This is a genomic window from Rubinisphaera italica, from assembly GCF_007859715.1.
Classification (GTDB): Bacteria; Planctomycetota; Planctomycetia; order Planctomycetales; family Planctomycetaceae; genus Rubinisphaera; species Rubinisphaera italica.
In genome coordinates this window covers 4,132,871-4,145,134 of the sequence record NZ_SJPG01000001.1, presented here as the reverse complement: position 1 = coordinate 4,145,134, position 12,264 = coordinate 4,132,871, and the positions used below count along the sequence as shown (strand labels likewise).

Genomic DNA, 12,264 nt, shown 5'->3' with positions numbered 1-12,264 from the left:
TTTCTACGATCTGAAAGCTCCCCTGGCATTTGTCAGAGGAGCTTTGTCTTTTTGATAAGTACAGAATACGAGATCAGACAATACTTTGAGCAGGCCACTCGACTTCACCCGGAACAATTTCTCCATCCCCAATGGTATGGCTGGTTAAACTGTTTTCAGTTGCCTGAATACAAAGATAACACAGAGGTTCCTCTTGGCTGGCCCGATAAGTCCGCACACCAGCAGGGCGAACATTCAGCACGCTACCTTCCTGAACTGGAAATATCTCACCATCGATCTGAAATTCGCCACGTCCTGAAACCACGATATAAATTTCTTCCTGCTGATGATGTTTGTGATGGAATGGATAAGATTGCCCGGCCTCTACTCGATTCATAGAAATCTCACAGCCGGTCGTTTTTAGAAGATCTCCCAGAAACAATTTTCCCTTCCCTTTCAATTGGCCAAGTTCAAAAACATGCTGGCCAAGATCATTCCAACTTCCGGCTTCGAATATGGTATAATTACTCATCAACTTCTCCTGAATTGTGTTAATTTTCACACACTTGCATAATGCAAGCAACTGACGTACTTGCATTATGCAAGTGTCTGTCTTTATGACAAGTCCAAAACCCAAAGTATCCGTCATGAAACCTGAATCTCATCGATCCCCCTGTCCGGTAGCCTGTACACTCGATTTGATCGGCGACAAGTGGACCTTACTCGTAGTTCGCGATCTGGCCCTGGGCAAGTCCCATTTCAGCGAATTTCAGAAGTCTCCTGAGGGGATCGCGACCAATATCCTCTCCAACCGTCTGGCCCGATTGCTGGAGCATGGTATTGTGGAGAAATACCCTTCAGAGACCATTCCGAGCCGTGAGGCTTATCGACTGACTAAAAAAGGAAAGACTCTCAAACCAATTCTCAAATCCATATTTAATTGGGGACTGAAATATATTGAAGGGACTAAACCCTTTGATGAAATGGAACAGACTTCATAACCGACTTACTTGTATTTCTGCTTCCTGGTCACTGCAACTTCAAGACGAAAAAAGGCGTGGTCATTAGTTATGACCACGCCCAAAGTATTTCTGTTCTACGTAATTCACTAATCGACTTGAGGCTCTGTCATTCGCATTGGATCCAGGGCTTCCTTGAGTGTCTCCTCATCCAGAATCTTCTGTTCGCTACACAGTTCGCGAATAGTTTTACCAGACTTGAAAGCTTCCTTAGCAAGTTTGGAAGCCTTTTCGTAGCCAATGTGAGGATTCAGGCTCGTCACCATCGACAAACTTTTTTCGACAGCTGCGTTGCAGGCTTCTTCATTGGCTTCCAGGTCATCGCTGCAGAATTCGACAAAGGCATCAGAGGCTGATGCCAGTAAATTCACACTTTCCAGTGTCGTTTGAGCCATCATGGGCATCATGATATTGAGCTGGAAGTTTCCGCCTGCTGCTCCGCTGATTGTGATCGCTCCGTCATTTCCAATCACCCGAGCCGTAACCTGCATCATACTTTCGCACATGACGGGATTCACCTTCCCCGGCATGATCGAACTTCCCGGCTGACGATCCGGAATAATCACTTCATTGAAACCACACCGAGGTCCCGAGCCTAACCAGCGAATGTTATTGGAGAGATTAAACAGAGTGGTTGCGATTGTTTTCAATTGACTGTGGCATTCCACCAGACCATCCCGCTGGGCATTGGCTTCAAAATGATTTTCAGCCTCCACGAAATCGATAGCTGTCTCATCCGCGAGTACTTTAGCGACGCGGGAACCGAATTCAGGATGTGTGTTAATCCCCGAACCAACGGCGGTCCCACCGACCGGCAATTCCAGAATTGACTCCAACGCCAACTTTGCCCGCTGTACGCTCAACTCAAGTTGACGTGCAAATCCACCAAATTCCTGGCCAAGACGTAAAGGAGTCGCATCCGCCAGGTGAGTTCGACCAATCTTGATGATCTGGTCCCACGCTTCCGACTTCTTTTTCAGAGACTGTTGAAATTTTTCGAGCGCGGGAATCAGTTTCTCTTTGATGGCAATCCCGACGGCGACATGAATGGCTGTCGGGAATGTATCATTCGTACTTTGTCCCATATTGACATGATCGTTGGGATGCACTGGTTTTTCAGCAGCAAAGCGATCACCTTCCAGAATTTCAATCGCTCGGTTACTGATCACTTCATTGCAATTCATATTGCTCGAAGTTCCAGATCCTGTCTGAAAAACATCAATCGGAAACTGATCGTCATAGTTTCCGGCAGACACTTCCTGAGAGGCTTTCAGCATCGCTTCAACTTCTTTGTCCGAGAGCGGGCGTTTTCCAGTGCCGGTTAATTTTCCCAAATCCCGATTCGCTGTTCCACACGCAAATTTCACCAACCCCATGGCATGGATCAAATCGGTATGAAGTGTCCATCCGGAGATTGGAAAATTCTCGACGGCTCGTTGAGTTTGTGCTCCATAATACGCTGATTTTGGGACCTGGACTTCTCCCATGGAGTCACATTCAATACGGAATTCAGACATCATTTCTCCTATTCGGCAAACGCTGGCAGCATCAGCATCGACTGGGGATCCGCAATATTTACGGCTAAGCCGAAATTACGTCACAGTCTTGTGTATGATTGATTATTGATGAGATCATTACCATGAGTCTCATCATTCGCTCGATCCATGATAACGATTTCAGGCGACAATCGCACATGGCCAGCATGAGAATTCGATGAAGGAATTCCGATGCTTATGAGACATTAATTGAATGATTCTCCAATCGTCATGCGCAACATACCAAAGAAAAAAGCACAGACAATTTGTCTGCACTTTGAAATTCTTAGCGGGTAACGAAATCAAGCTGCTGAAGAAAGTGGATTATGCTGATTTTTTGCGCAGGCCAGAACTTCCTGAACGAGATTTCCGTAATCGTGGGCTCCGGTCGAGTCGGGAGCGTATTCGAAAATGGACTGAGCATAACTGGGAGCTTCGGCAAGACGGATGTTTCGGCGGATGCGACTATTAAATACTTTCGCATTTGCCCAGGGTGCCTGTGGATCACTTTCTTCCAGGAATCGCATCAAATCATCGGTTACGTCAGCTGCCAGTCTCGTACCTGTTTCATACAGGCAAAGCATCATGCCCGTGATTATCAGATTACGGTTCAAACGTCTTTTGATCAGGGCGGTCGTTTCCAACAAACGCGATAACCCTTGTAGACTCAAATAGTGTGGCTGAACAGGGATTAAGATTTCTGTGGCGGCTGTCAATGCGTTAATCGTTACCGTGTTCAACGCTGGCGGGCAATCCATGATGACATAGTCGAGAGGTTTGTCACGCTCTTCTCGCGCAAACTGCTCCAGAGCCTGCTTAAGAATAAATTCTCGCCCCTGTGCATCGACCAACTCAACTTCAACCGCTGCCAAATCAATATTGGCAGGAACGACCCAGAGATTGGATTTGACCAACTGGCGAGTTTCGACCAGTTTCCGTTCCCCAGAGAAAACCTGATAGATCGTTTGCATCCCCTGGTTAATATCGATCCCCAGATGGGATGACGAGTTTCCCTGGGAATCGAGATCGATCAGGCAAACCCGTTTTCCCAGACGAGCCAGTCCTGCTGCAATATTAACACTGGACGTTGTTTTACCAACGCCGCCCTTTTGATTCATGATGGCGATAATTCGCATCGGAGTCCTTCCCTCTTTGTTTTAATGTCGCTCTGCTCATCCTCAAGCGACCGACTTTCAAGCAGCAGAACTATATCGCTCCTGTGTCCAAAGGTGAATAGCGATCTGAAAACAGCAGTCGTTACAAAATGATCATTGAATGGCCTGAAATACAAAGGATTTTAATAATCTCCCACAACAGGGTTTAGAAAAATTCATAAAAAAAGCAGAAGGTCTTAGTAGACCTTCTGCTTGAGCAATCAGCTAAGAATCACAAGGATTCATTTCCTGCTTATATGATCATTCCAGGAATGATCAAGCAAGATTAGCCACGGCTTCCGCTAGAACCCCAGCTTCCGCTTGATCCGCTTGATCCTGAGCTGCCACGTCGTTTGAACAAACGTCGTCCGCCGCTTGAACCACTAGATCCGCTTGAACCTTTTGATCCTGAGCTGCTGTAGCCGCTTGATCCGCCGCTAGAGTCCGAGTCGCCGCCGCTTGAGCCGCCACTTGAATCTCCGCCGCTTGAACCGTGGCTGCCTGAGCTGTGGTGATAACCACCGCTTGAGCCATGGCTTCCGCCACTTGAACCGCCGGAAGAACCCCAGCTGCCGTGACTTCCTGAGCTACCGTGACGTCGTGCTTCTGCGTTTGTTGTGAACGCAAATGCCAATGTCGCGACTGCTGCCAAAAAGAACATTCCACTCTTACGCATCTTACTTCTCCTTCGTTGCCTGTCCTGCAGATCCTGGAACGAAAATAATTGTGTCATCCAACATAGATAACACGACCCACGTGGCCGGTGCAGGTGCCCTCGATAGCCAAAATATGGCATATCAGCAGGACCAGGTAATATGGAGAACCCACACTTTACAATCACCGCTACCACTTGTTCATCACGAGTTTAACTCTGGGGAAAAGGGCCTTCAAGGGTTGTTTAAGGATTTTGGGACATTTTGATAGTATTTAGTGCTTGGGTTAAATATACATCATATTGCTGACCAGGAAGGGAATTTTTCCATAGAAACTTTGAAATATGAGTGAGGAGATCCTGTGATTTTAATCGGGATGGCAAATTTCAACCGATTTGAATGAGTATCTATTGATGCGACGAGGTTTGCAAGATTTACAAAAAAGGACCATCAGAAGGCATTTCTTACCGTCTGAACTCAGATTCACAGAAACTATTGACAGAACTTACCGTTCAATTTACCGTCTCCACAAATTCACAGGAGCAACACGATTTGAGACAATCATCTCAATCACCATTAACCTGCTGAATCGCTCAATTAGTGTCAGATCACGAATGAATCGTGTTCTCATCCCTCAAATATTTGCGAATGGAGTCGCACATGACTAAGCCCGTGGCTTCGACTGTCCCATTTCCCACCTCTTCTTCTGCTCATGATCCAATTCCGTTGATTGATCTGAAGCCTCAATATCAAAGTATCAAGCAAGAGATTGATGAAGCCGTTCAGCGTGTCTTTGAAAATCAGACATTTGTGCTGGGTGATGAAGTCTCCAAATTTGAGTCTGAAATTGCCAGTTATTGTGATTCTCGCGAAGCAATCGGATGTGCGTCCGGTACGGATGCATTAATTCTGGCGTTGCAGGCGCTTAATATTGGACCGGGTGATGAAGTCATCACTTCACCGTTCACCTTTTTCGCGACCGCCAGTTCCATCGAGCGTGTTGGAGCCAAGCCGGTGTTTGTCGATGTCGAAGAAAATGGTTTCAACATCAATCCTCAGGCTATCTCAGCGGCTGTCACTTCCAGAACCAAGGCCATTATGCCGGTTCACATTTTTGGACAGTGCGCCAAAATGGAAGAAATCAATCGAATAGCCACGAAGCACAATCTGGCAGTTATTGAAGATGCTGCTCAGGCGATCGGATCGGAATATCGTGGACGTCGAACCGGCGTTCTGGGCACCATTGGCTGTTTCAGTTTCTTTCCGACAAAGAATTTGGGTGGAGCCGGCGATGGTGGGATGATCACGACTGACGATGCTCAACTGGCGACTCGGTTGAAGCGATTGCGTGTTCATGGCGATGCCGGTCGGTATCAGCATATCGATCTTGGGATGAACAGTCGACTCGATTCGCTGCAGGCAGCCGTCCTGTCAGTGAAATTACGATATCTCGACAGCTGGACCGAAGGCCGGCAACGTAACGCCAGCTGGTATCAGGAGCTGTTTGATCGCGAACAATTGGGCAGTGTGATCCAGTTGCCAAAAACATTGCCCGATCGCCGTCACGTCTACAATCAATATTGTGTTCGTGTTCACGATGGCCTGCGAGACGAAGTCTTGAATTCTCTGCGTGAACAGCAAATTGGTTGTGCCGTTTATTATCCACAACCACTGCACCTGCAACCTTGCTTTGCCCATCATGGATACAAAGAAGGTCAGTTCCCGATTTCCGAACAACTCAGCCGAGATATCATGGCTCTGCCCATTTTTGCCGAACTCAACCTCGGTCAACTCGAACGAGTTGTCTCTGGAGTTGGCAAAGCCGTTCGCTCTGCTCAATCGAAATCATCGTCGATATCCAAAGCCGCTTAGAATTGCTCGTTGATCATAATAAAACGCCGCCCCAGAATTCAGGGCGGCGTTTTTTATTTGTCACAGAATGTAGCAAGCAGTAAAGATTAATTTGCAATCTTGTACTCTTTCTCGGATTTCACATCCGCTCCGAAACTTTTGCGGAAATCTTCGATGACCCCATCAACTGTTTTCTGTGGCCCGACCAGTTTCAGGAAGTAGTTTCCCTGATCCTTGATTTCCAGAATCACGGCCAGCATCCGATGATCGGGTGCGTCAATGGTTTTGCGCAAGAATGGAGGACCGTCTGGCTTCTTATACAGACCAGCGATGTTCGCCATATGATATTTTCCCTGCTCGGTAGTCCCTTGTGTCAGTTTCAGCTCCAAACCTTCGGAATCAAATTGATTAATCCAGCGAGTGATGTTGTCATCGACTGAACCTCCGAATGGCGGGAAGACAACGAGTTCGGCTGATCCGTCTGCACCTTCAGCAGCAGGAATGGAGAACTGAGCCAGACGCAAACGGTTATCAGGAGGCTGATTTTCCCAAGACTCTGGTATCGACAAAGTTAGTTCACCCAGATTGACATCGTTCGTCTTTGTTTCTTTCTTTTCCTCTTCAGCCAGCATCACAGGAACGCCCGGAAGATTGGGCTCAATACCTGTCACTTCAGCCAGTTCAGGTCCCTGCTTCGGCAACGCAATGCCGGGTACTCCCAGTTCAATCTTATACAAACCAGTACGGGCGGTAATGTAAAGCGTCTTGTTCTCAGGACCACCAAAGGTGCAGTTCGCTGGTTTTTCCGGTGTCGCAATTCGTCCAATCAAATCGCCAGCGGGATTCAAGACGACAATCCCATCGTAAGTTGCATAAAGATTCCCGTGGATATCGTGAGTCATTCCATCAGGACCGCCATTGCCATCAATTTCAGGATCGCCCTTGTAAATCAAATGGCCGGCTGTCACCTGACCGGGAGCCTGAATACTGTAGCGATAAACTTCGCCCCGATTGGGCTCAGCTACATACAGCAGTTTTCCATCGGGAGAGATTGTCACCCCGTTTGGTCGTTCGAGATCTTCAATGATTCGAACTGTTTTACCATCCGGATGAATGTAGTACACCGCCATCATTGGCTGAGGCAGTTCCATCTCAGGACCATAATAAGGATCCGTAAAATACATCCCCCCCTGGCTGTCGATCGCCAGATCATTTGGGCCGTTCATCCGATCATTATTGAAAGTGTCGACCAGATATCCGAGAACTTTTCCTTTTGCATCCATTTTCATGACATGCCCGTCACCCATCTGGCAGGCATAGATGAATCCCTGCTGGTCGCACATCAGACCATTACAACGACCGACGGGAGTGGCAAAATCGGAGAGTTTGCCGTTTGCATCGAATTTAACAATGCGATCGTTCGGAATATCCGTAAAGAGGAGAAATCCTTCGGGATGCCAGGCAGGTCCTTCGGTAAACTTGAAGCCTTCTGCTAGTTTCTCCACTTGGGAGCCTGGCGGCAGAATCTCGTCCCATTCCCCTGCCATTGCAGAAGCGGATAGTAAAGAGGTGAGGACGACCGGAACAACAAGTGTCGACGTGATACAGCTGAGCAGGCCCGATTTGAGCATTTCCATGGATTTCATGGCATTCCTCGCAATAATAGACAACGAAACGACAGAGACAGAAAACTCCAGTCACGCCGGTGACCGAGTTTCAACCAGGAGATTTTGCGGGAGGCTTCCTGATCGAACCTGTCAATTCCTGACGATTTGTATAAACTTAGCCCGCAATGAATGAACTTAATTAAGATTGTGAACGAAGCTACGCCGATTTTCAATGCGCGGGCTCAATCCTGCACAGATTTCTCCTCACGGACTCCAAAACGCGTGACAGAATTTTCGACCATTATTACTCCATCCACCAATCACAAGACTGGTCTGACGTCGGGAAACAAATTTCTTGATCCCCGCGGCAAGAACCTGCTATCCGTTCAGAATCTCCTCCATCAATTGGTCGATGGTCTGACCGAAGAACTCTCAGCAGCAGTCGAGTTAGCTCCCGTACCAACAGAGTGGATGAGCATTCCCCAATCGCAACTCATTCCCGATCAACCGGTTTCCGATACAGAACTCCTGGAAACCTGCAGACAGTTGGTTCGTGGTTCGATGAATCCTGCTCACCCACGTTACATGGGGCACATGGATCCCCTGCCCTCAATCAGTTCCGTGATGGGCTCTCTGGTGACTGCTGCGGTGAATAACAATGTCCTCAGTCGGGAAATGTCGCCGATTTTTTCCGAACTCGAACAACGCCTGATGCGGGAACTCGCGTTACGCTTCGGACTCCCCGAAACCGCAGGCGGCATGCTTCAAAGTGGAGGAACACTCTGCAATCTCCAAGCCTTGACCGTTGCCCGCAACAGTCAACTCGGGTTGAACGACGTCCACAGGAATGGATTGATCCAACTGACAAGTCAGCCCGTTATTTTTGCTTCTGAACTGTGTCACAGCTCGGTTCAAAAATCTGCCATGATTCTCGGCTTGGGGACTGCAGCCGTCATCCCGGTTAAAGTCGATGATCAATGCCGCATGTGTCCCGAAGCCTTGATGAACGCAATCACCCTATCCCGTAAATCAGGACAACTCCCCTTCGCCGTGGTTGCCACGGCTGGCACAACTGTCACAGGAAATATCGATCCTCTCCCAGCGATTGCAAAAATCTGTCAAAACGAAAACCTCTGGTTTCACGTCGATGCCAGTTATGGTGGAGCGGCTATTTTTAGCGAGGCACACAAGTCGTGCCTGCAAGGAATTGAGCGAGCCGACTCGATCACGTTCAATCCACAGAAATGGTGCTATGTCACTAAAGCCTGTGCGTTGGTTTTGTTCCGAGAAGAAAAAATACTCGATCGCTACTTCCGCGTCGCCCATCCCTATATGAGCCTGAACGAAGAAGATCACAAAATTAATCTTGGCGAATGGGGCATCCAGGGAACCCGCGCCCCCGAAATTGCCAAGTGGTGGCTGACACTCCTGCAGTTCGGGAAAAGCGGTCTCGAAAAACTAATCGATCACAGCTACGACATGGTCAATCGTTTCAATCGGCTGATCGATGAACGCGATTACATCGAACGAGCCTCGATTTCCGAAATGAATATTGTCTGTTTTCGGGATACACGCGGCAGTCAGAACGAAGCGGCTCTGGGCGAAAGAAATCAGCGTCTACAACGCGGCTTGATGAAAGACTGCCAGACCTTCGTCTCACTCCCCCGTTTCCGAAATTCCCGCTGGCTCAAAGCGGTCCTGCTTAATCCCTTCACGACAGTGAATGATCTGCAGGAAATCTTCGAGTACATCGATCAATTCGAAGGAGATTGAGGCTGCAGATTTTTTCAAGCACGAAGCGCAAGCAAGTGTGTTCTCACGTCTTTTAAACACACTCGCTTGCGCTTCGTGCATGTAGAATCAAAATAACTGTCATGATCGGTATGAAATCCAAAATGGTGACGTGTGGATGGGGGCGTGGTGAAGCGCCCCCACCAGAAATATTTGTCAAATACGGCCTGAATATAATAGCAAGGCTCTGATGGATGGGCACCGTTTTATGCATGCCATTGAGAGGACAGTGGCAATAGAGTTCTTTAATTGAGCTCCAAATATTTTCCTCTGAGAACTCTGTGGCTTAAGCTTTAATTCTTTAATAGCTCAGTCCGTGAGCACTTCTTTCTGCCCATAAAGCCCCGTCAATAACAACGGCAACAGAATCAGATTGCCGATCAAGCCTCCCAGCATGGCGATACTGACGAGCACACCAAAGTAAATCAGCGGTACAAATTCTGAGAGCGTCAGTACCGAAAACCCACAGATCAGTGCGACATTTGAGAACACGAGTGACAATCCGACTTGTGATTGAGTCAACTTCAGTGCCTCTGCATGTGTTCGTCCCGATTTTTTTTCGCGAAAATAGGACGAGAGATAATGGATACTCGAATCGACGGTCAATCCAATCGAAACACTGGCGATCATAGCCGTGCCAATGTTGACCAGGGAGCCAATCCAGCCGAGTGTGCCGACGAGAATGACAATGGGAAACAGATTCGGCACTAGTGAAATCAAACCGACTTTCCAGCTGCGAAAAGCGATCGTCATACCTATAAAGATGCCGCAGGCGGCCAGCGTAAAACTGACGACCTGATCACTCAGCAAACTCAATATGATATTCGCCAGCAGCACATACAGTCCTGTGCATTTTGCATCTGGAAAATATTTTTGTGCGGTTTGGGTCACTTCCTCAATCATCTGTAATTTGAGTTCGGCTGGCAGACGTTCGAGAGCTCTTAATAGAATCCGCATCCGCTTTTCTTCTGGATTGAACAGACTCGGTTCGAACTCTGGCTGCATTTTCTGGAGTGTTTCGCGCTTTGCATCCAGCGTTCGACCCGCTACCGAAGGAATGAAATCGATGCCATCCGTATAGGCGATTACTTTTGTCAAAGCGGAATGCCCCTCAATTTCAATCGCTTTGAGTTCCTCAGAGAGTTCGCGTAATTTGTCAATCGCTGCTGGATCGGTCACATCGGCAAATGGGAAATTGACTTCGTAATTTCCTGCTCCTCCGAGATTGGCTTCGACAAAATTGAGTGCCTGCACAATCGGGCTGTTCTCTCGAAAGTTTTTGCTGAAGTCAGTTTCAATCCTCAGAAAACTCAAGCCGATCAATCCAAATATCATCAGCAACAATGCCAGACTGGCAATGGTTTTGGGAATGCGAAACACCAGCCTGAGCAATTTCAGCAAACCGCCTGTGACCCATTTTTCCCAGCCATATTTGAGGGGGTCGATACTGAAATTTCCCAGCAGGACTCCACCGGGAATAATTGTAAAAGCTGCCAGTAATGTGAACAGCACACCTAGCACCATCATGATGCCGAAGCTGCGAATTGGCACAATATCGCTGGACAACAACGCTCCAAATCCAATGGCGGTTGTCGCACAAGCCCAGCAGATAGCCGGGAGTAGTGTGGAAAGAGTCATTCGCAAAGCGAGAATCCGTTCCTGTTCCCGCCTCAATTCTCGGAAATAAATCGTGATGTGCATCACGGTCGCGATGCCGATAATCGTGACCAGTGAATTGAGCATTGAACTGACCATACTCAGTCGCATACCGGAAATGACCAGAAAGGCTTTCGTCCAAATGAGAGCGGCCTGCACCATCACGAGGGGCAAAATCATCCAGCGCAGACTGCGAAAGAAAAAGAAAATCACGGCCAGTAAAATTAATGAGGAGACGAGGCCCAGTATGGCTCCATCCTTCTCGACCACTTCAAACATATCGTGAACCTGGACTGGCTCGCCAACCACATAGGCAGGCGGATTATGGCTGGCAGCCAGTTCGCGAATGTTAGCTAGTGTTTCGGCCCGCGAAACGGAGCTTAATTCTTCAGGCTTCAAGCGAATAACGACCGCTGTTGTGACTCGATCTTGACCAACCAATGCCCCCTCTGCAAAATTGAGAGCAGACTCTCGAACCGTCGGAATTCTCATGAACAGATTGCCGATGAAGCCAATGTTCTTCGGCTGCAGCACGGCAGAAAGCGTTTGCGTACTTTCTGGATTCACCCCGTCCAACTTCCCAAGAGTTTTTCCAAAGGCTTCAATCTCGATCAAAGATTCCGAAGTGAGCAGATCGTCCTGCTTCCAGGCGAGCATCACAAATTCATCACCACCAAACAGGGACTTACTTTCCTGATAACTGAGCAGCAATGGATGATCGAGTGCAAATAACGATTCAATGGAACGATCCAATTGCAATCGTTGCGAATATGGATAGGCGAGAGCCGTGAGCACAAATGCAAAGACCAGCAGGCTGATCCGCCACTGAATCAGAAAAGAAGCGGTCCGTTTCCAGAATCCGGTATCAACAATCGTAACCGACGGACTTTCAGCCGGGAGATCAGTTGTTGAAGAATCCGGCTGCGTTGTCATAAGAATTGGCTCTGAGACTATATAATTAAGTTCAGCTGATCACATCGGAGCGATACTTTACGGAATGATAGCATTCCCACAGCAGA

The 12,264-nt window shown here is 48.0% G+C and carries 9 protein-coding genes; 3 read left to right on the top strand and 6 right to left on the bottom strand.

The genetic code is table 11. From position 1 onward, the window contains the following. Positions 1-73: 73 nt before the first annotated feature. Positions 74-511: a cupin domain-containing protein gene (locus tag Pan54_RS15510; protein WP_165441799.1), complete on the bottom strand. Its 438-nt coding sequence runs from the start codon at positions 509-511 to the stop codon at positions 74-76. Positions 512-626: 115 nt separating this feature from the next. Here Pan54_RS15510 and Pan54_RS15505 point away from each other — a divergent pair, with 115 nt between their 5' ends. Further along, on the top strand, positions 627-980 hold the full coding sequence (locus Pan54_RS15505; RefSeq protein ID WP_146504342.1) for a winged helix-turn-helix transcriptional regulator: 354 nt from the start codon (positions 627-629) through the stop codon (positions 978-980). Between the two features lie 107 nt (positions 981-1,087). Here the strand turns inward: Pan54_RS15505 and Pan54_RS15500 are convergent, their stop codons facing one another. The 3 genes from Pan54_RS15500 to Pan54_RS15490 form a co-directional block, all read right to left on the bottom strand. Next, on the bottom strand, positions 1,088-2,515 hold the full coding sequence (locus Pan54_RS15500) for a class II fumarate hydratase (RefSeq protein ID WP_146504341.1): 1,428 nt from the start codon (positions 2,513-2,515) through the stop codon (positions 1,088-1,090). A 320-nt stretch (positions 2,516-2,835) separates the two neighbouring features. Beyond that, positions 2,836-3,669, bottom strand: coding sequence for a ParA family protein (locus Pan54_RS15495; protein WP_146504340.1), 834 nt, complete (start codon positions 3,667-3,669; stop codon positions 2,836-2,838). A gap of 294 nt (positions 3,670-3,963) precedes the next feature. Then, complete coding sequence (locus Pan54_RS15490; protein WP_146504339.1) at positions 3,964-4,353, bottom strand: hypothetical protein; 390 nt, start codon at positions 4,351-4,353, stop codon at positions 3,964-3,966. A gap of 647 nt (positions 4,354-5,000) precedes the next feature. Between Pan54_RS15490 and Pan54_RS15485 the strand changes: the two genes are divergently transcribed. Next, positions 5,001-6,212: a DegT/DnrJ/EryC1/StrS family aminotransferase gene (locus Pan54_RS15485; RefSeq protein ID WP_146504338.1), complete on the top strand. Its 1,212-nt coding sequence runs from the start codon at positions 5,001-5,003 to the stop codon at positions 6,210-6,212. An 86-nt stretch (positions 6,213-6,298) separates the two neighbouring features. Here the strand turns inward: Pan54_RS15485 and Pan54_RS15480 are convergent, their stop codons facing one another. Further along, positions 6,299-7,837, bottom strand: coding sequence for an SMP-30/gluconolactonase/LRE family protein (locus Pan54_RS15480; RefSeq protein ID WP_146504337.1), 1,539 nt, complete (start codon positions 7,835-7,837; stop codon positions 6,299-6,301). A gap of 243 nt (positions 7,838-8,080) precedes the next feature. Between Pan54_RS15480 and Pan54_RS15475 the strand changes: the two genes are divergently transcribed. After that, a complete protein-coding gene (locus Pan54_RS15475; protein ID WP_242631344.1) occupies positions 8,081-9,571 on the top strand; it encodes a pyridoxal phosphate-dependent decarboxylase family protein in 1,491 nt (496 codons plus the stop codon). Between the two features lie 327 nt (positions 9,572-9,898). Here the strand turns inward: Pan54_RS15475 and Pan54_RS15470 are convergent, their stop codons facing one another. After that, complete coding sequence (locus Pan54_RS15470; protein ID WP_146504335.1) at positions 9,899-12,178, bottom strand: efflux RND transporter permease subunit; 2,280 nt, start codon at positions 12,176-12,178, stop codon at positions 9,899-9,901. Between the last annotated feature and the right edge of the window lie 86 nt (positions 12,179-12,264).

Coding starts and splice junctions, on each gene's coding strand:
- Pan54_RS15510 (WP_165441799.1), bottom strand. CDS start 511: ATGAGTAATTATACCATATTCGAAGCCGGAAGTTGGAATGATCTTGGC.
- Pan54_RS15505 (WP_146504342.1), top strand. CDS start 627: ATGAAACCTGAATCTCATCGATCCCCCTGTCCGGTAGCCTGTACACTC.
- Pan54_RS15500 (WP_146504341.1), bottom strand. CDS start 2,515: ATGTCTGAATTCCGTATTGAATGTGACTCCATGGGAGAAGTCCAGGTC.
- Pan54_RS15495 (WP_146504340.1), bottom strand. CDS start 3,669: ATGCGAATTATCGCCATCATGAATCAAAAGGGCGGCGTTGGTAAAACA.
- Pan54_RS15485 (WP_146504338.1), top strand. CDS start 5,001: ATGACTAAGCCCGTGGCTTCGACTGTCCCATTTCCCACCTCTTCTTCT.
- Pan54_RS15480 (WP_146504337.1), bottom strand. CDS start 7,837: ATGAAATCCATGGAAATGCTCAAATCGGGCCTGCTCAGCTGTATCACG.
- Pan54_RS15470 (WP_146504335.1), bottom strand. CDS start 12,178: ATGACAACGCAGCCGGATTCTTCAACAACTGATCTCCCGGCTGAAAGT.